We start from the raw sequence: 23,750 nt of genomic DNA, 5'->3' as shown, positions 1-23,750 counted from the left end.
CTCTAACCTCCTTCAAACGGAAATAAAGTAACAAATTTTGTTTCAGTAGGTGTAACCATCCAAATGGTTTTGACTGAGAGAATCTTATTATTAACTCCTCTTAAATTACCAATAATTTCATATTTTTGACCATATTTAGTTTTAGTGGTAGGAGTTGCTTCTAAAGTAAGGATTTGCTCTCTTAAATCTTTTTCTAATTGTACCCAATTATCTTGATTATAACCAGCTTGAGCTAAATATTGTGATTTATCATCTTTAGGCAATAACACTAAAAGATAATCTTTCAATTTAGCTGGAGAAATAACCGTCTTAGGATCAAGCAAAGCCATGAGTTAACTTACATCCATGCTTTTTACCATTATACCAATACTAACCCCCTGCTGAATATCAAAAACATTTTCATCTTTACTACCGTCTAAAGCGGTTTCTTTTTTCTTACTGTTACCATGTAAATCATAAATAAAAATCTCATCAAAAGTATTAATTAACTGTTGTCTCATGCCTCGAAAAGTAGGATTATCTAAAAAACCATGATTATTAATAAAAGCTAAAATTCCCTTTTGACTTTTATCAATTCGCCACTGTGCAAACCTGATAAATTTAACATAATCATCCTGTAACCATTTCGTATTTTTCTCACCTAAACCCTTGCCATCAATAAAGTAATAATCATTAACTAAATTTTTGATCCACTCATTATTATTTTCCGAATGACCAGAATAAGGCGGATTGCCAATAACAACCATAATCGGTTCATTTTTCTTAATCCGAGAACCTGCTTTTGCTTCCTCTGCTATTAACTCCTCCATTTGGGGTAAAGCTAAAGTTAACTGCTGCTTTTCTTCCCTTAGCTTAATATCCTCTAGAGTGTTAATTAAATAAACCCCTAACCGCTTGCCACTCGCAAACTGATAACCCGTCTCCTCCAGAAATAACCCCAACTTTAGATGACAAATTGCATAGGGAGCCATCAACAACTCAAAGCCAAAAATCCGAGGTAATAACCTTTCCGAAACATACCCCGACCAAGACTTATCTGCTAACCCTGCCGTCAACGCGACCGGATTCTCCTCAAACCGCTTATGAATCAACTGAAATACCCATAATAAAAACGTCCCCGTCCCACAAGCAGGGTCAAGAATCATCACCTCTGGGTCCGCAATTCCCAACGGTTTATTAAACTTATCCTTAATCAACTCATCAACGGAACGCACTATATAAGACACCACAGGTTCAGGAGTATAATAAACCCCCCTTTTCTCCCGCATTTGAGGCTTATAAGCCGCTAAAAAGTCCTCATAAAAGCGAATAACAATATCCTCGCGGTTCATCTTATTGCGAAAATCCGTTAAGATTGCCTCCATTTTTGCCGCTCTGAGGATGCCAAACGCCTCACCGATACTATCAATTAACTCATCCCCCAACTCCGCCGCCGGACGCTGGGAAACATCTTTAAATAACTGCCTTAAAAAAGGGTTAGTTTCTGGTAATTCTTGCCAGGTATGGTAGCGATTAAAATCTCGTTTCGGATTCTTGACATAACTAAATACCCGCGCCGTAAACAAACCATAAGCAATAGTTTGAGCGTAAATATCACTAAAACTATAATCTTTCTGATCCTCAGAATTTAGCTTGAGATTGGGCAATAACTCTTTCCGAAAACTCTCTAATAATTTATGTAAATAACCCCCTTGATTTTCCTGACTATAAACATCAGGTATCGCCCGTTCAATGCGTTGGGTAACTGCGGCTAATTCGTGGGCTAACTCCTGAGCAGTTTCAGCAGGTTTATAGAAAATCCAATCAACTTGCGGGATTAAATTAAGAGCTTTTTCAAGAATTTTATCTGCTAATTCATCCCAATGTAACCGTGCTAACCTCGCCCTTAAATCCTCATCCTCAAAGGCAAAAGTTTGAATCCCCCGCTGCCGTAATCCCCCCTCAGTGGGTAAGATAAAAGCTACTCTAGCTTGATTTTTAATTCCCCCTAACTCCTCTTCAAAAGGGGAAAATGGGAAAAGTAAATACATGACAGGTTGATCCTCAGCAATTCTGCCAATATAGTGACCATAGATTTCCTGTTGCTGTGGCTCTGAAGTGAGAAACTGCTTAATTTCTTGGTCTGTCCCTCGATTTAATTCCTGATAAAAACCAACAGCAATAGGACAAGTTTCTGCGGCATCTTCTGGGTTGCCCCCCGGACGCAAATACCAAAACCTTGACCCTTGGGAGTCCCTTTCTAGTACGGGATAGTTAAGGATCGTTCGCAGAGATTCGGCTCTAGCGGACTCATCGCCAGTAACAATAGTTTTTAGTTGGGCGGCAGTGATAGGCATAAGACAATTATCCTATAAAATGATAATATTAAGTAGCTGGTTATAATTAAATTAAAAATGGATTTTAGGTTCGATCCCCCCTTAATCCCCCCTTAATAAGGGGGGTGCCGATCCCCCCTGCCCCCCTTGATAAGGGGGGTGCCGATAGGCGGGGGGATCTCCCTTAATAAGGGGGGTGCCGATCCCCCCTTAATCCCCCCTTAATAAGGGGGGCATCTAATAGTTTTTAACGCCTACCTACTTAATTAATATATCCACTGCTCACCGTCAAGCGGAAACTAGACAGAATGATCTGGCTATTATCACCCAACCCAGCCTTTAGCTGGTGAAAATGCGGGCTAATTGGCAGTTTTTCGGCAAAAAAGTTATCTAGACCTGTTAACAGGCAATTTATCCCTGCAATGAGCTACAATTATCGGTCAAACGTGGTTAATAGCGAGCAGATGCGTCGCATTGAAGGGGCGATTTTTGCCTCCGGTATGCCTGTGGCCGCTTTGATGGAAAAGGCAGCCCTGTTAACGGCACAACAGTTTAAAAAGTCCTATTCTTTGGCTAATTTTCCCAAAATCGGCGTTATCGTTGGCCCTGGTCACAATGGCGGCGACGCTCTCGTGATTGCTAGGGAATTACATCTCGCTGGTTATCAAGTATCTCTTTTTTGTCCAATCGCCAAACTCAAGGATTTAACTGCACAACAGGCTAATTATGTCAAGCATTTAGGCTTAATTTTTCAGGAAACTTTAGAATCTTTGGAGGATTGTCAGTTAATTATCGATGGTCTTTTCGGTTTTGGTTTAGAAAGGACTTTATCGGGAGATATTGCCGAATTAGTCGATAAAATTAATAGTTGGCAAAAACCGATAATTAGTATCGATATTGCTTCAGGAATTCACACCGACACCGGAGAGGTTTTAGGCACAGCAATTAAAGCCACTCATACCTTTTGTTTGGGACTCTGGAAGCGAGCTTTTTTCCAAGATTTGGCCTTACCCTATCTAGGCAAAGTGGAGTTAATTGATATAGGAATTAGTCCCCTTGACCTAGAAACAATTCTACAAGATTCACCCCCAATTCTGAGAGTTAATCCCGATCTAATTCGCCCTTATTTACCTTTACCCCGTCCTCTACTTACCCATAAATATCAGCAGGGACATTTATTAATTATCTGTGGTTCTCGTCGTTATGCAGGGGGAGCAATTCTCACCGGATTAGGAGCGCGAGGTAGTGGTGTAGGAATGCTTTCTATTGCTGTTCCTGCTGCCCTTAAATCTTTATTAATTAGTCATTTACCAGAAGCATTAATTATCGATTGTCCCGAAACTGCCACGGGAGCTATTGCCGAACTTCCCCTAGAATTAAATAATTATCATGTCCTCGCCTGTGGTCCTGGATTAACCACAGAAAATCCCGCTATTATCGAACAGGTTTTAGACAGTGATAAACCGATTATACTCGATGCCGATGCTTTAAATATTTTGGCTCAACTGGGCATAGAAAAATTATCATCTCGTCAGAATAAGACAATTTTAACGCCTCATTGGGGAGAATTTAAACGCTTATTTCCTAACTTCTCAGGTTCTCAAGATAGGATTAATATCACTCAAGAAGCATCTCAACAAAGTGGTGCAATTGTCTTATTAAAAGGAGCCAGAACTATAATCGCCTCCCCGGAAGGTAAAATGTATATAATCCCCGAAAGTACCTCCGCTTTAGCGCGAGGTGGTAGCGGTGATGTCCTAACAGGACTAATCGGCGGATTCTTAACCCAAATGCCGGATAATGCCCCGGAAGCAACCGCATTAGCGGCTTATTTACACGCTCAAGCTGGCATTTTAGCAGCCAAAGAAAGGACAGAATTAGGAGTAGATGGAGTAACTTTAGCTAATTATTTATTTGCCGCCCTTAAAGATTCGATCCCCCCTGCCCCCCTTGATAAGGGGGGTGCCGATAGGCGGGGGGATCAGAATTGATAATTATTACTGTATCTAACATTAAAATATCTTTCATAATACCCACCTAATAAACGCAATAAACGCAGAAATAAGTAGCGATCAATCTTCGTGTCCTCTGTGTCTTTGTGGTTCGTTCCATTCACTCGCCAGCAGGACTATATCTTAGAATACATAATACCCACCAAACCTAAGAGAGCCAAAATATTATTAATAGCATAAATGTACTGTATTTAAACTGAGTATTGACATTTTAGTACAAATGCTCGGACTGCCTCCTTAAAGATTAATTCAGATAGTCGGCATTTGATAAAACATAAGGAATGTTAACCAAAACCACTTATCGTTAAGGAATTTTGATAAGTTGGAGATTGAACAAAGATAGAAAGTCTCTAGCGCTGACAACTATGGCTGTAATTGTCCAAAAATACGGTGGTACATCGGTAGGTTCCGTGGAACGCATTCAATCGGTCGCTCAACGGGTCAAAAATACGGTAATAGCAGGAAACACCGTGGTGGTGGTCGTTTCTGCCATGGGTAAAACCACCGATGGATTGGTCAATTTAGCCAAACAAATCGCCGCCGAACCCTCGCGCCGGGAGATGGATATGTTATTATCCACGGGGGAACAGGTAACGATCGCCTTGATGAGTATGGCCCTAGAGGAAATCGGACAACCGGCCATCTCCCTAACCGGCGCTCAAGTGGGAATTGTCACGGAATCCGAACATAGTCGGGCCCGTATTTTAGAAATTAAAACCGATCGCCTCTCCCGACATCTATCGGAAGGTAAAGTAGTTGTGGTCGCCGGTTTTCAAGGTGTTAGCGATAGTGATCAACTAGAGATTACCACCCTAGGGCGCGGTGGTTCCGATACCTCGGCCGTGGCCCTAGCGGCCGCCTTAAAAGCCGATTTTTGCGAAATTTACACCGATGTACCCGGTATTCTCACCACTGACCCCCGTTTAGTCCCCGAAGCGCGTCTTTTAGACCAAATCACCTGCGATGAGATGCTCGAATTAGCCAGTTTAGGGGCGAAAGTTCTCCACCCGCGAGCGGTGGAAATCGCTAAAAATTTCGGGGTTCCCTTGGTTGTCCGCTCCAGTTGGACAGAGGATCCGGGTACTTGGGTGACATCCCCGGCACCGAAACCCCGCACCCTGCAAGGATTGGAATTGACAAAAGCAGTGGATGCGGTGGAATTTGAGGGTAATCAGGCGAAAATCGCCCTTTTACGGGTTCCGGATCGTCCCGGTATCGCTGCCCGTTTATTCGGGGAAATTGCCCATCAACAGGTGGACGTGGATTTAATTATTCAATCGATTCACGAGGGTGACAGCAACGATATCGCCTTTACGGTGATGGGAAATGCCTTAAAAAAAGCCCAATCCGTGGCCGAAGCGATCGCACCAGTTTTACGTTCCCATCCCACTAATACAGAGGAAGCGGAAGTGATTATCGAATCCGGGGCCGCTAAAATCGCCATTACCGGCGCTGGTATGATCGGCCGGCCGGGAATTGCTGCCCAAATATTTAGCACTTTGGCCGCAGCAGCAATTAATATCGAAATGATCTCCACTTCTGAAGTAAAAGTCAGTTGTGTCATCGATGAAGCGGACGGAGAAAAAGCAATTAAAGTCCTTTGTGATGCTTTTCAAGTGGAGTATTCTGCTAAAGTTGCTCATTGCGAAATCCCTGAAAATTTAGTCCCGGTACGGGGTGTGGCCCTAGATAATAATCAGGCACAAATGGCTATTCGTAACGTCCCCGATCGCCCCGGGATGGCGGCGAGAATTTTCTCGGTTTTAGCGGCAAAAAATGTCAGTGTTGATATGATTATTCAATCCCAACGCTGTCGCATTGTCGATGGTATTCCCCGACGGGATATCGCTTTTACTTTACCCCAAGCTGATGCTAATTTAGCCCAAAAAATCCTCTTAGAACTATCGGAAAGTTTGGGTTTACAGGAAGTGGTGGTTAATAATGATGTGGCCAAAGTGAGCATTGTTGGTTCGGGAATGGAAGGACAACCGGGGGTAGCAGCACGCTTTTTTGAAGCTTTAGCAAAGGAGAAAATTAATATTTTGATGATTGCTACTTCTGATATAAAAATCAGTTGTGTGGTGAATCAGGAAGATGGAGTCAGGGCCCTACAAGTGGTTCACGCCGCTTTTGGATTAGCCGGACAGGGTAAAATTGAAGTACCCGCCTAAATGAAATTACAAGTTCTATGATGGGGGTAAGAGTTGTTTATATTGTTGGCAACTTATACCCCCAAAAACCCGATAAATAAGTTAACCCTCATCACCCCGATTTTATCTATGGACCCTCTTACAGGAGCAGCGATCGCAGTTGGTTCGATTATTGCCACTAAAGCGTTAGAGAAAACTGGTGAAAAAGTGGGAGAGAAAGTTTGGGAACAAACAGAAAAATTTCTCACTTCCCTGAAACAAGTTTCTCCAGATACTGTCACCGCAATTGAAAAAGCACCCGAACAGCCTTTAGATTATGGACAGGCAATTATAGAGGTGGAATCTGTTGCTAAAACCAGTCCCGAATTAAGCCAAATTATAACCGATTTGGTTAAAGCGATAGAAGCGGAACCTTCCCTTAAAGAATTGGTTAATAATACCCTTAAATCTCAATCTCAACAAGCCAGCTTTATCAATAATCAAAAATTACCTGATTCCATAAAGAATCTTTTTCAAGGTAATACATTCATTGGCAATACTTTCTGACTGCATCCGCCTGTTAAGGAACAGGTTAAACAACATCCTCACAATTTATCTAATAGTAATATCCCTAAATTTGTTGGTAGGGATCAGGAATTAATTGACTTAAAAAAGCAATTACAACAATCCCAAAAGCTTGCTATATCTACCTTAACGGGAATGGGAGGCATAGGTAAAACCGAACTAGCCAGACAGTTTGGCTGGCAAGAATGGCGAGAAAAAACCTATCCGGGGGGGATATGTTGGTTAAATGTGGCAGAGAGTGACGGCGGTTTTATCGGTACTTCTATTTTAGATTTTGCGCGGGTACATCTCAAATTAACTTTACCGGATGAGGGAGAATTAGACGTAAAAATTCGTTATTGTTGGCAAAACTGGTTAGCGGGAAATGTCCTAATTATCTTTGATGATGTGCGGGATTATCAGCAAATTAAGGATTATTTACCACCGCAAGAAGACAAACGCTTTCAGGTTTTAATTACCACTCGCAAGGAATATTTATCAGCGACAATTGCGACTTTTCGGGTAGAAGTATTAAAAGAAAAAGATGCACTTGATTTATTGCGTTCCTACCTTGAAGACAACAGAATTGACACACAAATCGAGGCAGCTAAATTATTATGTCAAGACTTAGGTTATTTACCATTAGGGTTAGAATTGGTGGCAAGGTTGCTAAAACGACGACAGGATTGGAAAATTAGCAAAATACGGCAGAAATTAGCCGAAAACGGCTTAGATGAGCCAATCTTAGCCAAAAATCCCAAGTTTCATGGGGAAATGACTGCGGAAAGAGGGTTAAAAGCTGCCTTTAATCTCAGTTGGGAGGAGTTGCATAGCGAACCAGAAGCGCAAATTTTGGCACTTTATCTCAGTTTATTCGCTCTTGCGCCCTTTCCCAAGGGGATGATTCTGGATTTATTTCCCGATGAAGATGGGGATACAGTGGAGGAATGGTTAACCGATAGTTTAGTTCACCTGAGTTTAGTTCAGGATAATCGTGATGGTTGGTATGAAATTCATCCCCTGTTGCGTCGCTATTTTCGGGATAAGTTAGAACCATCACCCCACGCAGAACCAGCAAAACGCCGTTATTGTGGGATTATGGCCAAAAAATCGGCAGAAATGCCACAGGATACAACTGTAGAAATCGTTGAAGAATTTAAACCTTTCCTTCTCCATCTACAAACATCTGTCGGGGAATATCCCCAATATATCGCTGATGAGGATTTATTATGGTCCTATACGGGTTTAGCTCTTTATTATAATGGACAAGGATTGTATGCTACTGCTGAACCTTACTATCAAGATTGTTTAACCGCAACTCGAACCCACTTAGGAGACAATCATCCCCATGTGGCAGCTTCCCTCAACAATTTAGCAGAATTGTACCGTTCCCAAGGCAGGTACACAGAAGCAGAACCTCTCTATCTAGAAGCATTAGATTTGAAAAAACGACTCTTAGGAGACAATCATCCCTCTGTGGCAACTTCCCTCAACAATTTAGCAGCATTGTACCGTTCCCAAGGCAGGTACACAGAAGCAGAACCTCTCCTTCTAGAAGCATTAGATTTACATAAACGACTCTTAGGAGAGAATCATCCCGATGTGGCAACTTCCCTCAACAATTTAGCACTATTGTACTATTACCAAGACAGGTACACAGAAGCGGAACCTCTCTATCTAGAAGCATTAGATTTGCATAAACGACTCTTAGGAGACAATCATCCCAATGTGGCACAATCTCTCAACAATTTAGCAGCATTGTACGATTGCCAAGGCAGGTACAAAGAAGCGGAACCTCTCTATCGAGAAGCATTAGATTTGCATAAACGACTCTTAGGAGACAATCATCCCCTTGTGGCACTTTCCCTCAACAATTTAGCAGCATTGTACGATTCCCAAGGCAGGTACGAAGAAGCGGAACCTCTCTATCTAGAAGCTTTAGATTTACATAAACGACTCTTAGGAGACAATCATCCCGATGTAGCAACTTCCCTCAACAATTTAGCAGGATTGTACGATTCCCAAGGCAGGTACACAGAAGCAGAACCTCTCTATCTAGAAGCTTTAGATTTGAGAAAACGACTCTTAGGAGACAATCATCCCCTTGTGGCAACTTCCCTCAACAATTTAGCACTATTGTACAAATCCCAAGGTAGGTACACAGAAGCGGAACCTCTCTATCTAGAAGCGATTAATATTTTCAGGGAAAGATTAGGGGAAAATCATCCCCATACCCAAACCGTTTATCAGAATTATCTGGAGATGTTATCCCAATTACCCGAAGCAGAATTAAGACAACGGTTTCCCGATGAGGTGGTGGAGATGTTGAAACCAAAACCCCCTCATCCCTGAAAACAGTCTTAACTGTGATTTATGGGATTATGGGATAGACTATAATTGATCATTGATAAAGACTTGCCAAATACAACACAATCATAGTATTCACTCAATCATTCAAATCACAGCTTAGACTTATTATAGGAATCTTCCAGACTCTGTGCGATAAGCTTAACCTACAACATAATCGATCTTTGTGTCCTTTGTGCCTTTGTGGTTCCTTCCATTCCCTCGCCAGTAGGACTGTATCTTAGAATACATTTTACCCACCAAATCCAAGAGAGCCTTGAATGAACCAATCATAGTTAAGAGCGTTGGAAAAGAGGGTTCGTAGGCGCACGGATTTTCCATTATGAATATAATATCATGTCAAGTCGCCTTTGTCAAGAGAAAATTTGACAACATCCAGACAAACGTTATTGTAGGGGTAATTCATGAATTACCCCTACACCTATTACCTAGTCCAGTAGTCCACCACCACCATTGACAGTGATTGGAATGATTGAATGATGGACTATGATTGAATTAATCACTGATCACTGATCACTGATAATAACCCTTGACCGCCAAAACGGACAACATCGGTACAAAATAACCCCGTTTCCTCCCGCACAGTTTCTATAGCTTTAACTGCCGCCTGCGGACTAAGATGAAAAGTATTTAAACTAATCCCCTTTACCTTCACCTCCCCAAAACTTCCCCCAGCGCTGGCAGTCATTTCGCAGAGTTTAATCACTTCCGTTAGGGGAGGGATGGGAATATCGGGTAGATCTTTGATATGAATTTGTCCGGCACGATGGACGAGAATTAACCCCGTCGGTTGACTGCCACGCATTAAAGGCAAGGTAGCAGTGGATCCAGGGTGTAATAGGGAGCCTTGACCCTCAATAAACAGAATATCGTTATTTTCTGCTGATTCTAACACCAAAGCCTCGATCGCACCAGCAGCATAATCGACGCGCACCGCATCCAAGGGTACACCTTTTCCCGCGATCATAATTCCCCCCTGTCCAGTGGCTAAAAATTGCGATTTTAGCCCTTTTTCTTGGGCAAATCGGTGTAATTCGATGCTAGTGGACATTTTGCCCACACTCATATCCGTCCCTACCGTTAGAATACGCTGACAGGTTAAATTTTTCGCCCGCGCTTGCCCAATTTTTAAGTCTTGGGGTTCCAGACGGATATCCCAAATCCATTGATCCGGTTTAAGCTGAGAAAAAAGGGGTTTTAGGGGTGTATGGAGTCCATTAACGAGGGATAACCCTGTATTTACCGCCTCTTTGATTTCTTCTAGCCAATGGGGTGGTAAAATGCCTCCTGAGGGTGCGATGCCAATTAACAGGGTATCGGGATGATAGGTTAGAGCTTCCCTAACATTAGCAACAATCGGCAAGGGGCGATCGATTCCGGCCACTTCTTTTAAGGTACTGCCGGCGCTTTCTGCGTCAATAATCGCCACTACCTGCGCTTTCCCGTAACGCAGATAACTTAACCCAGTTTTGCCGCGAGTTCCTTTGATTCCTTCGTGGAGAAGAATCGCTACTTTCTTGTCAGGAGTCAAATAATTAGTCATCTTCTGTCCGTAAACTAACACCCAAACCGGGCAAATTATTTGTTTGTAAACGTCCCCTTTCCAAGCTTAAACCCGTAAAGGGATCATCGCGTAAATTTAAATGACTATCTAGGTCAAGATAGTTGACAAGCGGGCCAAGATGTGCTAGGGCAGTATTGGCTAAACTGCTGTCAGAGTAACATCCGAACATAATTTGCAGTTGGCAAGCTTGGGCAATATGAATCATTCTCTGCACTTCGGCTAATCCACCGGCTTTCATTAGTTTAATATTAATGCCGTGGACTCGATCGGCCAGTTTCGGGATATCTTGACTAGAAAAACAGCTTTCATCGACGAAGATAGGTAGGGGCGATTTTTGGTATAAATCAATTAAATCTCGTTCTTGTCCCACGGATAGGGGTTGTTCCACATAAATAACGCCTTTTTCCTTTAACCATTGGCACATTTTCACCGCATCGCTAAATCTCCAACCACCATTAGCATCGACAGTTAGGGGCAAATGGGGGACAATTTCTTTAATAGCCAGAATTATAGCTCGATCGGCTTCTATCCCGTCCGGTGAGCCTAATTTGACCTTTAATAAGCTAAAATCGCCGATTTCTAGCCAATCTAACACCCTCTTCCCCACATTTTCTGGAGAATTTAAACCGATAGTAACAGAAACCGGCGGAATTAAAGAGCGATCGAGTCCAAAAATTTGCCAGAGAGGTAAATTAGCTTTTTTGCCTAACCAGTCGTGCAGTGCCGTATCAATAGCGGCACGAGTAGCCGAAGATATCTGATTTTGCCATAAAATTTTTTCAATTTCTTGGCGTTGACAGGGGTGAAAAGATTGTAAAATAGGAGCGATCGAGTTTAATTCTTGCAGGATTTTATCGGGTTTTTTCTCCTCGCTGGTAATATTAAAAGGGGATGCCTCTCCCCACCCTTCGATATTTTCCTCGCTAATTTGCAGCCAGATATTAGTATTTTCGCTGGTAGTGCCGCGACTAATCGTTAAAGGTACTCGTTTATGAATAGTAAAAGTTTGCCAGTTTAGCAGCATAATTCACCTGGGGATGATCGGGGAATAGGAACAGAAAAATTATCCACACTTACCCAAATCCTTACTTCTGTCCACTCTCCCCGCAATCATACAACTTCCGGCGGTGTTTTTCGTCAAAGACAAAATATGATAGGCTGACCGAAGGGATAGGCAAGACGGCTGCGGGTTAGGAAATGGGATGAAAGAGGAGTGAGTTAACCAAAATCAATGATTAAGAAAAAGATTTCTTACTGGGTAAATGGAGGTATTGCCCTCATTGATCGCTATCTGATCAGCCAACTACTACCCCCATTTTTATTTAGTGTTGGTTTATTCGCCTCTTTGGGAGTAGCGATCGGCAATCTTTCCGATTTGGCTAATCAGGTAGTTGATGCTAATCTACCCCTTGCCTCGGCCCTAGAAATTCTCCTGTTAAAAGTGCCAGAATTTGTTACTTATTCCCTGCCAGTTTCTCTTTTACTAGCCACTTTAATCACCTACGGACGTTTAAGTAGTGATAGCGAAACCGTTGCCCTACAAAGCTGTGGAGTCACTCTTTACCGTCTTTTTATACCCACTTTTTGCCTGAGTTTAATAGTTACAGTAGTGACATTTTTATTAAACGAATATGTGGTTCCTAATGCTAATTATCGAGCCACAGAAATTTTAGTTCAGAAAATTAATAAAGAAGCAAATTTTTGGAAAAATAAAGACTTTTATTATCCCGATTATGAAATAAAAACCCTAGAAAATGGTACGATTAATCGCAATTTAAGAAGTTTATTTTATGCCGAACAATTTGACGGCGAAAAAATGAAAACTGTCACCGTTATCCGTTGGCTAAAACAAGAATTAAATCAAATTATTATCGCCGATTCGGCCCGTTGGAATGCCGTCGATAACGTCTGGGACTTTTTTAACGGCATTATCTATGAATTAACCCCCCCTAACGCCTCCTATAGCCAAGTTATCCCCTTTAAAACCGAAAAAATCGCTTTATCTCGCTCCGCTTTCGATTTTGCTCGTCAAAGCCGCGATCCCTACGAGATGAACATACCACAGGCGATCGAATATGTGCAACTGCTCAAACTCAGTGGCGATGATAAGAGAGTCAGGTTTTTTCAAGTGCGAATCCAGCAAAAAATCGCCTTTCCCTTTGTCTGTATCGTCTTTGCTACCATCGGCTGTGCCTTGGGTTCTCTACCGCAAAGAATCGGTCGGGGAACCAGTTTCGGTCTCAGTGTCGCCATTGTTTTCCTCTATTATCTTTTAAACTTCCTTGTCGGCAGCTTGGGACTAACCGCCACCCTCTCCCCCTTCCTAGCTGCCTGGCTGCCTAACTTTTTCGGTTTTGGGTTGGGTCTCTGGTTATTATGGCGACTTAACGGTTAGACTTTTTTGAAAATTTTCGTCAAGATAGGAGACGTAGAGTTATAGCAGACCCCTTAGATCTATGTTTCCCTTTTTCTTCAACACTTGTGGCAGCACTTCCCGCCAAGAATGTCAAGAGCGTAAATTAACATTCCTCAAATGGATGCGCGACGACCTCGAAACCCGTCTAGCGGGATTAAATGCCGCTATCGAAACTATCGAGCGTCAAATCGGTCGGGAAGGTCAATAAACCCTGAAAATAGGCGAGTTTTCACCTCGCCTTCTCCCCACAATTGGCTAAAAGAGATAATAGGAGTCTATCGTTATTGTAATCGGCACTCGGCCTGCATGGGTTACGCTACCGCTAACCTATCCTACAAATAATTGCGTCTCCCTACTTATTGGCACTCAATAGCATAATTCTTTGAGCGACTTTTTCAGCAAACCCCATATATTCAGCATTCATGAGGGGAACCCTAAGGCGAAGTAATTCTCCCGTTTAAAAGCGCCGTCCCATGGCTAAAAGCGAGAGACTTCTGCTGATACTAAATTCAACCAGTAATTACTCCCGCCATTGTCCTGACTTGCTAGGGGTGTTTTCCCCTTGTTATCGTCAGGGTCACAAAGAGGCCGCAGCCATAGCCATCAAAACCTAACCGCCGGTCAACCTTCTCAATCTGAAGAGGAGGAGGAGCGAGGAAACAATAGTCCCTATTGCCTATTTAGACAATCGCTCCCCGTTTAAACTGTTGCCGCCGATGAATCAAGCACCACCTGTTCATTGGTGGGTAACTCCAGACAATAACCCGCACCGTAAACGGTTTTAATATAGCGAGGGTGGCGGGGATCGGGTTCTAGTTTCGTTCTCAGATGGCGAATGTGAACGCGAATAGTCTCGATATCATCATCGGGATCGTATCCCCAGACTTCCTTGAGAATATCACTGGGGGAAACGGTCTGACCGTGACGTTGGAGAAGACAGTGGAGTAACTCGAATTCTAGATGGGTTAACTTGACCACACCTTCAAACCAGACCGCCTCAAAACGTTCGGGAACCAGGGTTAAAGGCCCAAAACTGAGTATTTCTGAGTGTTTAGCGGCTTGGGGAATGCGATCGGTGCGTCTCAGGAGAGCGCGTACCCTAGCTAACATTTCCTCCACCTCGAAAGGTTTGGTCAGGTAATCATCGGCACCCGCGTTAAAACCTTCCACTTTATCTTGGGTTTGTCCTAAGGCTGTCAGCATCAAAATCGGGATGTCTGACGTGCGTTCATCTCGTCGCAAACGCTGACAGACAGTAAAACCATCGACTTTGGGCAACATTAAATCCAGCATGATTAAATCGGGTTGTAACTGGACGGCCAAGGCTTGGCCTTTAATCCCGTCCTCTGCGGGGTTAACGTCATAACCCGCCATCTCCAAGTTGATGGAGACTAATTCCGCGATCGCAGGATCATCATCGATTACAAGTATTCGGGGCATTACCAGAGTGTTATGACTAAGGGTTTGGGTAGGGGGTTGCTAAATGTGTTCTCGCTGACATCGCAACTAGGGCTTTGTCTCTCAAGGGCTTGAGTTTAGCACAACATAAAGAATCCTGTACTGATTATAAGCATGATTGCTAAATTCGGTTTTAATTTGTGAAATTTTGCTGATCTAAGTCTCCTGAATGTTAAGAATTAATAAGAAGTGTGAAGAATGTTGCTCGATAATCGATATTAGTGCTATGTCCTAGCCTCTCTCTCCCCAAGATGACCTAGGCAGCAGTTTTTCACTAATCTTTACAATTTCGCCATCTGGCTCAATACCAGTTTCAACCGACGGTTAAGTCCTGCTAGAGCTAACTTTTCCCCCTAAGCTCCCCCGGCGGCACTGTAAAAATTCTTAATAAAATTAGCGATCGATTCAGTTTAATCTACCAAAATAGGCGGTTTTAGTAAGCATCTGTAACGAACCCGATCCATTCTACTCATCCCAACAGGTGATCATAATATGAGCGTTAATTTATCAACTCAACTGCGAGAAGGCACGAAAAAATCTCACACCATGGCAGAAAACGTCGGTTTTGTCAAGTGTTTTCTCAAAGGTGTGGTGGAAAAAACTTCCTATCGCAAACTGGTGGCTAACCTCTACTTCGTCTATTCGGCCATGGAAGAGGAGATGGAAAAACTTCGTAGTCATCCCGTCGTTTCTAAAATCTGTTTTCCTGAACTCAATCGCAAAAATGCGCTAGAACAGGATTTATATTTTTATTATGGTCCAAATTGGCGCAACGAGATCGCTTTATCTCCCGCAGGTCAGGCCTACGTTGACCGGATTCGGGAAATCGCCACAACAGAACCCGAATTATTAGTCGCTCATTCCTATACCCGTTATCTCGGCGATCTGTCCGGGGGGCAAATCTTGAAAAAAATCGCCGAAAAAGCGATGAATCTGGAAACTGGTGGCACAGCTTTCTATGATTTCAAAGATATTACCGACGAAAAAGCCTATAAAAACCACTATCGTCAAACCCTCGACGAGTTACCAGTAGATCAAGCCATGGCCGATCGCATTGTCACCGAAGCTAACGCCGCTTTTGGCATGAACATGAAAATGTTCCAAGAGTTGGAAGGTAATCTAATCAAAGCGATCGGAATTATGCTCTTTAATACTCTCACCCGTCGTCGCAGCACCGGCAGCACCGAAACCGGATTGGCCACCGCCGAATAGTAGTCAAGAAAACCAAAAAAACGGAAATTCTAAAATTTGGGTAATGGTCAGCCATGATTATTATCTTAATTTCAGAGTTATCCGTTATATTTTTGCTTTTTATTCGGTCGTCAGGATTCGGGAGATAGGAGTCAGGAGTCAGGATTCGGGAGATTATTTTTATTTATTCTCCCCACACTCCACACGCCATACCCCACTACCCCACACCCTACACCCCAATTTCCCTGATGATCGCAAAAAAACTTCATCAAGAGGGGAACAACTTCCAGTAAGATGAAAAATGGTCAGTGAAAAAGCTAACCGAAATTTATTGCTGGAAATGGTAACACCGCCCCATTTCCCCAGACCCTAGGGGCTAGAGTCTGGTAAACCAGCGGATAAAAATTGACATCCATGAGTAAAGCAGACATTTTCGATCGAGTTAAAAAAGTTGTTGTGGAACAATTAGAAGTAGAGGATCCGGATACAGTTACTCCCGAAGCAAGCTTTGCTAATGATCTGAAAGCTGATTCCCTTGATGTGGTCGAGTTGGTGATGGCTTTAGAGGAAGAATTTGATATTGAAATTCCCGACGAAGCAGCCGAACAAATTGACACTGTGGGCAAAGCTGCCGATTATATTAACGAGAAAGTAGGAGCAACCGCCTAATTATTGCGGGAAAATTGACAATTAGGATTAAATATCTGGGGCAAAATCTGCCCTTATTTTTGAACAAACATGACAGAATTGCCATTAAAAAGGGTTGTCATCACGGGGATGGGTGCGATCACTCCCCTCGGCAATAATCTAGCAGACTATTGGACAGGCTTAATCAACGGCAAAAGTGGCATTGGTTTAATCACCCACTTTGATGCCTCCCGTCACGCTTGTCGCATTGCTGGGGAAGTGCGGGGTTTTGACCCCCACGAATATGTGGATCGCAAAGAGGCAAAGCGCATGGACCGTTTCGCTCAATTTGCCGTCGCCGCCAGTTTGCAAGCACTGCAAGATTCGCGATTAGTTATCGACGCTCTCAATGCCGATGATATAGGTGTACTAATCGGTACGGGCGTAGGTGGTATAAAAGTGCTGGAGGATCAACAGGAAATTTACTTGACAAAAGGTCCGGGCCGGTGTAGTCCCTTCATGATCCCGATGATGATTGCCAATATGGCCGCCGGTTTAACCGCTATCCATACGGGAGCCAAGGGACCGAGTAACTGTACCGTGACCGCTTGTGCTGCTGGTTCCAATGCCATCGGCGATGCTTTTCGTGTAGTACAAAGGGGTTTTGCCAAAGCGATGATCTGCGGTGGGACGGAGGCCGCCGTTACTCCCCTAGGATTGGCTGGTTTTGCCTCCGCTAAGGCCCTGTCCACCCGCAACGATGACCCCACCCGGGCCAGTCGTCCCTTTGACAAGGATCGGGATGGTTTTGTCATGGGGGAAGGGGCAGGAATCTTGATTATAGAGGAATTAGAAACGGCCTTAGCTCGTGGGGCGCGTATTTACGCCGAAATGATCGGTTATGGTCTGACTTGCGATGCCTATCACATGACGGCACCGGTTCCCGACGGTCGTGGGGCCACCAGAGCGATCGAATTAGCGATCAAAGATGCCGGTTTAACTCCGGCGGAAATTAGCTATATCAACGCCCACGGGACCAGTACGGGGGCCAATGATCCCACGGAAACCAAGGCGATTAAAAAAGCTTTAGGAGAATCGGCCTACCAAATCCCCGTCAGTTCCACCAAATCGATGACAGGCCACCTTTTAGGCGGTTCTGGCGGTATTGAAGCCGTGGCCACGGTAATGGCGATCGCTAATGATCGGATTCCCCCGACTCTCAACCTGGACAATCCTGACCCCGATTGTGATCTTGATTACGTCCCCTACGAAAGTCGTCAGCAGATAGTTAACGCTGCCCTCTCCAACTCCTTTGGATTTGGTGGCCATAACGTCACCTTAGCTTTTAGAAAATATGCTTGAGTCGATGCCCCTGAAAGAGTAATCTGTGAGTGGCTCCCTCTTTAACCTGGTCTTATTTTTGTAGTTCATTCTAAAAAACATTATGGTTGTAGTCTCCCAATCCCTCGAAGAACTTTGTATTAATGCGGTACGTTTTTTAGCGGTGGATGCCGTAGAAAAAGCTAAATCGGGACACCCCGGACTGCCGATGGGAGCCGCTCCCATGGCCTTTGTCCTCTGGGATCAATTCCTGCGTTTTAACCCGAAAAACCCCCAATGGGTCAATCGCGATCGTTTTGTTCTCTCCGCCGGTCACGGTTGTATGCTGCAGTACGCTTTGATGTACCTGACCGGATACGATAGCGTTCCCCTAGAGGAAATTAAACAATTCCGGCAGTGGAAATCGAAAACCCCCGGCCACCCCGAAAATTTCGTCACGGAAGGGGTGGAAGTGACCACCGGTCCTCTGGGTCAAGGGATTGCCAATGGTGTCGGTTTGGCCCTAGCAGAGGCCCATTTAGCGGCCCGTTTCAATAAACTGGATGCCAAAATTATCGACCATTACACCTATGTCATTTTGGGTGATGGTTGCAATATGGAGGGGATTTCCGGGGAAGCTTGTTCTTTAGCCGGTCACTGGGGTTTAGGCAAGTTAATCGCTCTCTACGATGATAACCATATCTCGATCGATGGTTCCACCGATATCGCTTTTACCGAAGACGTGAGCAAGCGTTTTGAAGCCTACGGTTGGCACGTTCAGCACGTCGAGAATGGTAACACCGATTTAGATGCCATTGCTAATGCGATCGCGGCTGCCAAAGCTGTCACCGATAAACCCTCGATGATTAAAATCACCACCACCATCGGTTATGGTTCCCCCAATAAGTCTAATACCGCCGATGTTCACGGGGCAGCTTTGGGAGCAACAGAAATCGAGTTAACCCGGAAAGCCTTAGGTTGGGAATACGAGCCGTTTGTGGTTCCCGATGAGGTGTTAAATCGTTTCCGGCAAGCAGTGGACAAGGGAGCGACGGCAGAAACGGACTGGAATAAGTTATTTAACGAATATCAGGCTAAATATCCCGCAGAAGCGGCTTTATTTGAGCAGTTAACCACCGGTCAACTGCCGGAAGGTTGGGAGCAAGCTTTACCGGTTTATAAACCCGAAGATAAGGCGCTCGCTAGTCGTAAACACTCGGAAATCTGCTTAAATGCCCTTGCGGGGGTTTTACCCGGTTTAATCGGCGGTTCAGCGGATTTAACCCACTCTAACTACACCGAATTAGAGCATTTTGGTAATTTCCAAAAAGGCAGTTATCAGGAGCGTAACGTCCATTTTGGCGTGCGGGAACACGCGATGGGGGCGATTTGTAACGGTATTGCTCTCCATAACACGGGATTGATTCCCTACGGGGCGACTTTCCTGATTTTCACCGACTATATGCGGAATTCTATCCGTTTATCGGCATTGTCAGAAACTCGCGTCATCTGGGTAATGACTCACGATTCCATTGCCCTAGGGGAAGATGGACCGACTCACCAACCCGTGGAACACGTTGCTTCTCTGCGCGCTATTCCTAACCTGTTAGTCATGCGTCCGGGAGATGGTACGGAAACTTCTGGCGCTTATAAAGTAGCGGTGAGCGAAAAGAAACGCCCGACTTTATTGGCTCTCTCCCGTCAAAATCTGCCCAATTTAGCGGGAACTTCCCTTGCGGGTGTGGCTAAAGGTGCTTATATTATCACCGATTGTGAAGGTACTCCCGATGTCATTCTCATCGGTACGGGGGGCGAGTTGTATCTCTGCGATAAAGCGGCTGCGGTGTTGAAAGAAGCAGGAATTAAAGCTCGCGTCGTTTCTATGCCCTGTTGGGAGCTATTTGAGGAACAATCGGCAGAATACAAAGAATCGGTACTGCCGAAAGCAGTGAAAAAACGTCTTGCGGTGGAAGCGGGTTCAACTATGGGTTGGCATCGCTACATCACCGATGAGGGGGATGTGTTGGGGGTTGATACCTTCGGCGCTTCTGCTCCAGGAGGTGTGATTCTAGAGAAGTTTGGTTTTACCCTGGATAACGTGGTAGCGAAGGCAAAAGCGTTGTTAGGTTAATTACCTGAAATCTTAGCTGTAATGAGTCAGAAAAATCTGGCTCATTTTTTTGTTTTTCTATTGTGACTGTCAGTCAGTGGACTAGGGGTCACGTCAGGCAGTTTAATCGAAGCATGGCAAAGGACAATTTAGCTCAATTTGGCAGATGTTTACATAATGCTCGCATTCAAAAGGGTTTATCCCAAGAAAGGTTGGCCGAAGCGGCCAATTTGGATAGAACTTACATCAGTCTTCTTGAACGTGGTAAAAGGAATCCTTCTTTACTATGCTTGATTTCTTTGTGTAGAGCATTAAACATAAGTCTTTCGGAGCTTTTTAACACTATGTCTATAAATTCCGATGTAAATACTGATGATGTCAGAAGATTTGATTAAATTGCTTGAGCAGTTTTTGCATGATAACGAGCTTGAATGGGAATGGTTTGAAAAAATAGAAAGTTTTTGTAAGAGTTATAGTTTGAATATCAAATATATTACAGAAGTTCTCAATGATCCAAAAGTTATTCCTATGATTCGTGGCAAGTTTTTTGAGTTCACTGTACAAGATGAACTGTCAAAAATACTCGCAAATAATTATTTAGTTACTAATCCTCGCTTAAATCCTCAAGCTGGTTCTCACGATATAGATGTAGCTATTATCAATCAAAAAAACGCCAAAAAATACTCTGCTGAATGTAAGTTAGCCAAAAAAGGTAGTTTCCGTCTTCAGGGAGGTATCAGACCTTTTATTGAAGTCAAATGTATGAGATCAAGAACCTTAGGATACAAAGCAGCAGAACAAAGGTCTAAATTGATAGGAATACCTTCAACAAGCCTAAATATTCACAAAGATCAATATATTGAAACAGATTTTGATTTAGTGATTACATCTCTTGCCAATGCTTTTTTTCAGACCAATTTAGAAACGGGACTATTTGTTTGGAAGCCCACACCAAAAGAGCAAATATTTTTAAGCAAAATTAATATTAATAATCAAGAAGAAGCCCTTTTAAAAATGTACGTTGCCAGAAGTAAAGATTTAACAGCAAATCAAACCAATAATATCAATTGTTCTCGCCAGAAATGCCACGATAACAACTGTAATTTCATCCCTAATTATCCCAAAATTTTCTTTGATGTTAATACGGCTGAACCTCTACAACCATGGCTACCGATAGAAAAAATAGAGGATTTACTTGATTAAAATTAGGAATCAAGATACATCGAATAAACTTAATTGTAGAGGTGTAAATCTTGCAGGTTTCTGAAGATCATAATTAGCAATAAATACCTCCTTGCCCTTGCGTCTTTCACTCTGATAACCATGTTCTAATTTTAAACCATTTTTTTGATCATCAGTTCGATTAATAGTGTAATTCCATTCATTATCTTGTAAAGAAATACACCAATCATACATTTCTCTAATTTCGGAGCAATTATCATAAGTCAAAAGAAATTTAAATCGATGTTGATGTTTTTTCAACGTCTTACATAACCTTTCATGATCTTCTAGACTGAAGAAGCAGGAATAGAATTTATTTTGATCTGCTTGAAAGTAAGGAGGATCGACAAATAAAAAGTAATCATCGGGTAATTGATTGATTAAATCTTCAAAATCTAAACAAGATAAATTGACATTTTGCAGTTTTTCCGAAGTGGTTTTTAGGTGAGAAGGCCAGTTTTCAGGACGCATAGAATACTTATCACCATAGCCCCAATAACAATTTTCAAGTTTCATAATTCCTGAGTAGGAAGTTCTATTTAGATAATACCAACGCATGGCTCTTTCTAGGTCATTGGCTGGTTGAAATTCATTTTTATAATAATTGTGTAATTCTTTGGTAGCGTTTAGATCTTTTAATAATTCAATTAGACTATCAAGATGATCTTTGATATGTCGATAACAGTTCATTAATTCCTCATCTTTGTCATTGAGAATATTCTCTGCTACACTTTCCTTAGCAAAGAATATAGATGCTCCCCCCGCAAAGGGTTCACAATACTTATGGTGACTAGGAAGACAAGCTAAGATTAGCTTACGGGCATAAAATTTACCGCCAGGATAACGAAAAGGAGAATTACTAAGTTTTTTAGCGATTTTGGACATTACCTTTGATTTTAGAGGCTTTTCTTTGAGATTATTTTAACAAAATTACGATATTTTCTCTAGGAATGTCAGAGAAGTTTGGTTTTACCGTGGATAACGTGGTAGCGAAGGCAAAAGCGTTGTTAGGTTAATTAAAACTTTGGTTTTGTGGAAAAAGCTCGCGCAAGCGGGTTTTTTTGTGGTTATAGGTCAACCTAGTTTAGGCTTTAGGGTTAGTTCATGTAAAAATGTAAAGTAGGAAGCTTTAGTAGTTAGCCAAAACCTTTACACTTGAGATAATTATCACGATTCCTAGAGCCATGACTAAAGGGGAAAGCCCTATATCGAAGGAAACAATCAAGAGCCTAACACTAGATATAGAAGGCTCACTGTTGTCTTTTGATAAATTTATCAAGGCTCAAGAACAATTAGCAATACTACTCCATGAAGTAGATAAAACCCTTGCTAACAAAAATCGCCCCCTGATAAATTGGAGAATCTCTCAAATTCATAGTGGCAGCATTCATCTTACTTTAGAAGGAATGCCTCAAGATCAGATTACACCTAGTCAAATTTCTGAAGTTATTAAGACTGTAGAAAGGGGAATAGTAACAATTTTAGAACATCCGATTCGCCCTAAGTATTTTTCTGATCGAGCTTTAGAAAGTGCACGATCATTAGCAATATTGAAAGAAAGAGATGAGTTTATGGTGCAATTGGGCTTTGATTCGAGGTGTATCGACTTGAATCAAGCTTTGATTGCTAATGTTGATGAAATTATCGGGGGAAAATATCAAAGTTTTGGTACTGTAGAAGGTGTGCTTAAAGCTATTGATGTAAGTCGTCAACCTATTTTTAGAGTTTACAATTTATTGACTAATAAAAGTGTTAAATGTTACTTTGAACCAAATTTACTTGATAATATCAAAGAATATCTAGAAAAAAGAGTCTCTGTATCGGGGATAGTTACCTCTAGAGAAGATGGGGAAAAAATCGGTATTAAAGTTGAGTCAATTGATCTTTTTCCTCAGGAAAAAGATTTACCTACCATTGAGGAAATGATCGGAATTTGGGGAGGAAGTAAGTGATTCGTCCAACAAAAAAGCTACACTACTGGGATTCTTGTGTTTTTTTAGCTTTCCTGAAAAATGAAAAGGATAAAATTAATGATTGTATTTCTGTTCTCAAAGCAGCTGAAAATGGTCAGGTAATAATTGTGACTTCTGCTCTTACTTTTATTGAAGTGGTGAAATTAGAAAAAGGACAGCCAAAATTACCTAAAGAAAGTGAGGAAAAAATCAGAGATTTTTTCCGACATGAGTGGATTTATATTTATGATGTGGACAGAAAAGTTGGCGAACTAGCCAGAGAATTGATGTGGCAATATCAGGCACTAAAACCTAAAGATGCAACTCATGTGGCGACGGCAATTAAAGCCAGAGTGGATGTTTTAGATACTTTTGATGATGGCTTGCTGAAACTCTCTGGAGAAATCGGTGATCCTCTTTTAATAATTAGAAAACCTTTTTTTGAAGTTCAACTTGATCTTTTTTGAAAAAATACCCATTCTCGCCTAGGAAAATTACAAATCG

General features: G+C 42.6%; 21 protein-coding genes. 15 read left to right on the top strand and 6 right to left on the bottom strand.

All coding sequences use genetic code 11. From position 1 onward, the window contains the following. Nucleotides 1–2: 2 nt before the first annotated feature. On the bottom strand, nt 3–329 hold the full coding sequence (locus ACQY1X_RS02555) for a DUF6883 domain-containing protein (RefSeq protein WP_002749521.1): 327 nt from the start codon (nt 327–329) through the stop codon (nt 3–5). A 3-nt stretch (nt 330–332) separates the two neighbouring features. Next, the gene (locus ACQY1X_RS02550; protein WP_002775976.1) at nt 333–2,336 is read right to left on the bottom strand and encodes an N-6 DNA methylase; all 2,004 of its coding nucleotides are present in this window, start codon (nt 2,334–2,336) and stop codon (nt 333–335) included. 401 nt (nt 2,337–2,737) lie between these two features. On the opposite strand from ACQY1X_RS02550, the gene ACQY1X_RS02545 reads away from it, so the two are divergent. The 5 genes from ACQY1X_RS02545 to ACQY1X_RS02525 all read left to right on the top strand — a co-directional run bounded on the left by ACQY1X_RS02545 (nt 2,738) and on the right by ACQY1X_RS02525 (nt 9,844). Next, entirely contained in the window at nt 2,738–4,306 is a 1,569-nt protein-coding gene (locus ACQY1X_RS02545) for an NAD(P)H-hydrate dehydratase (protein WP_430015347.1), read from the top strand. A gap of 386 nt (nt 4,307–4,692) precedes the next feature. Next, nucleotides 4,693–6,498, top strand: coding sequence for an aspartate kinase (locus ACQY1X_RS02540; RefSeq protein ID WP_430015346.1), 1,806 nt, complete (start codon nt 4,693–4,695; stop codon nt 6,496–6,498). Between the two features lie 108 nt (nt 6,499–6,606). Continuing rightward, nucleotides 6,607–7,023: a hypothetical protein gene (locus tag ACQY1X_RS02535; RefSeq protein WP_430015345.1), complete on the top strand. Its 417-nt coding sequence runs from the start codon at nt 6,607–6,609 to the stop codon at nt 7,021–7,023. A gap of 93 nt (nt 7,024–7,116) precedes the next feature. Then, on the top strand, nt 7,117–9,372 hold the full coding sequence (gene fxsT, locus ACQY1X_RS02530) for an FxSxx-COOH system tetratricopeptide repeat protein (RefSeq protein WP_430015721.1): 2,256 nt from the start codon (nt 7,117–7,119) through the stop codon (nt 9,370–9,372). 337 nt (nt 9,373–9,709) lie between these two features. After that, nucleotides 9,710–9,844, top strand: coding sequence for a hypothetical protein (locus ACQY1X_RS02525; protein WP_430015344.1), 135 nt, complete (start codon nt 9,710–9,712; stop codon nt 9,842–9,844). A 42-nt stretch (nt 9,845–9,886) separates the two neighbouring features. Here the strand turns inward: ACQY1X_RS02525 and ACQY1X_RS02520 are convergent, their stop codons facing one another. Next, nucleotides 9,887–10,930: a DUF1611 domain-containing protein gene (locus ACQY1X_RS02520; protein ID WP_430015343.1), complete on the bottom strand. Its 1,044-nt coding sequence runs from the start codon at nt 10,928–10,930 to the stop codon at nt 9,887–9,889. Then, on the bottom strand, nt 10,923–11,975 hold the full coding sequence (locus tag ACQY1X_RS02515; protein ID WP_430015342.1) for a dipeptide epimerase: 1,053 nt from the start codon (nt 11,973–11,975) through the stop codon (nt 10,923–10,925). The genes ACQY1X_RS02520 and ACQY1X_RS02515 overlap by 8 nt, the downstream gene beginning before the upstream one ends. Before the next feature lie 207 nt (nt 11,976–12,182). Here ACQY1X_RS02515 and ACQY1X_RS02510 point away from each other — a divergent pair, with 207 nt between their 5' ends. Both ACQY1X_RS02510 and ACQY1X_RS02505 read left to right on the top strand, forming a co-directional pair. Continuing rightward, entirely contained in the window at nt 12,183–13,346 is a 1,164-nt protein-coding gene (locus ACQY1X_RS02510; protein WP_430015341.1) for an LptF/LptG family permease, read from the top strand. A gap of 61 nt (nt 13,347–13,407) precedes the next feature. Continuing rightward, nucleotides 13,408–13,575 carry a hypothetical protein gene (locus ACQY1X_RS02505; RefSeq protein ID WP_002736451.1) on the top strand — a complete coding sequence of 56 codons (168 nt, stop codon included), beginning with the start codon at nt 13,408–13,410 and terminating at the stop codon, nt 13,573–13,575. Between the two features lie 491 nt (nt 13,576–14,066). On the opposite strand, the gene ACQY1X_RS02500 is transcribed toward ACQY1X_RS02505, so the two are convergent. Continuing rightward, entirely contained in the window at nt 14,067–14,807 is a 741-nt protein-coding gene (locus tag ACQY1X_RS02500) for a response regulator transcription factor (RefSeq protein ID WP_002736267.1), read from the bottom strand. Nucleotides 14,808–15,317: 510 nt separating this feature from the next. Between ACQY1X_RS02500 and ACQY1X_RS02495 the strand changes: the two genes are divergently transcribed. The 6 genes from ACQY1X_RS02495 to ACQY1X_RS02470 all read left to right on the top strand — a co-directional run bounded on the left by ACQY1X_RS02495 (nt 15,318) and on the right by ACQY1X_RS02470 (nt 21,276). Beyond that, nucleotides 15,318–16,037, top strand: coding sequence for a heme oxygenase (biliverdin-producing) (locus tag ACQY1X_RS02495; RefSeq protein WP_002737675.1), 720 nt, complete (start codon nt 15,318–15,320; stop codon nt 16,035–16,037). A gap of 393 nt (nt 16,038–16,430) precedes the next feature. Next, nucleotides 16,431–16,685 (top strand): acyl carrier protein, encoded by a 255-nt coding sequence (gene acpP / locus ACQY1X_RS02490; protein WP_430013898.1) that lies wholly within the window; start codon nt 16,431–16,433, stop codon nt 16,683–16,685. A 69-nt stretch (nt 16,686–16,754) separates the two neighbouring features. Beyond that, complete coding sequence (gene fabF / locus ACQY1X_RS02485; RefSeq protein ID WP_430013897.1) at nt 16,755–18,005, top strand: beta-ketoacyl-ACP synthase II; 1,251 nt, start codon at nt 16,755–16,757, stop codon at nt 18,003–18,005. A gap of 82 nt (nt 18,006–18,087) precedes the next feature. Further along, nucleotides 18,088–20,094 carry a transketolase gene (tkt, locus tag ACQY1X_RS02480; protein WP_430013896.1) on the top strand — a complete coding sequence of 669 codons (2,007 nt, stop codon included), beginning with the start codon at nt 18,088–18,090 and terminating at the stop codon, nt 20,092–20,094. 113 nt (nt 20,095–20,207) lie between these two features. Further along, a complete protein-coding gene (locus tag ACQY1X_RS02475) occupies nt 20,208–20,468 on the top strand; it encodes a helix-turn-helix domain-containing protein (RefSeq protein ID WP_036386251.1) in 261 nt (86 codons plus the stop codon). Next, on the top strand, nt 20,446–21,276 hold the full coding sequence (locus ACQY1X_RS02470) for a restriction endonuclease (RefSeq protein ID WP_430013895.1): 831 nt from the start codon (nt 20,446–20,448) through the stop codon (nt 21,274–21,276). The genes ACQY1X_RS02475 and ACQY1X_RS02470 overlap by 23 nt, the downstream gene beginning before the upstream one ends. Nucleotides 21,277–21,285: 9 nt before the next feature. Here ACQY1X_RS02470 and ACQY1X_RS02465 read toward each other — a convergent pair whose 3' ends face one another. After that, complete coding sequence (locus tag ACQY1X_RS02465) at nt 21,286–22,179, bottom strand: DNA adenine methylase (RefSeq protein WP_002736931.1); 894 nt, start codon at nt 22,177–22,179, stop codon at nt 21,286–21,288. Between the two features lie 299 nt (nt 22,180–22,478). On the opposite strand from ACQY1X_RS02465, the gene ACQY1X_RS02460 reads away from it, so the two are divergent. Together ACQY1X_RS02460 and ACQY1X_RS02455 are read left to right on the top strand one after the other, a co-directional pair. After that, a complete protein-coding gene (locus ACQY1X_RS02460; RefSeq protein ID WP_430015340.1) occupies nt 22,479–23,246 on the top strand; it encodes a hypothetical protein in 768 nt (255 codons plus the stop codon). Further along, a complete protein-coding gene (locus tag ACQY1X_RS02455; RefSeq protein ID WP_430015339.1) occupies nt 23,243–23,713 on the top strand; it encodes a type II toxin-antitoxin system VapC family toxin in 471 nt (156 codons plus the stop codon). Before ACQY1X_RS02460 ends, ACQY1X_RS02455 begins: the two co-directional genes overlap by 4 nt. The last annotated feature ends 37 nt before the right edge of the window (nt 23,714–23,750 follow it).

The sequence above is a fragment of the Microcystis protocystis FBCC-A270 genome (assembly GCF_050500235.1).
Classification (GTDB): domain Bacteria; phylum Cyanobacteriota; class Cyanobacteriia; order Cyanobacteriales; family Microcystaceae; genus Microcystis; species Microcystis ichthyoblabe_A.
Note: the sequence above shows the minus strand (reverse complement) of the source record. Positions and strands in the feature narration are given on the sequence as shown.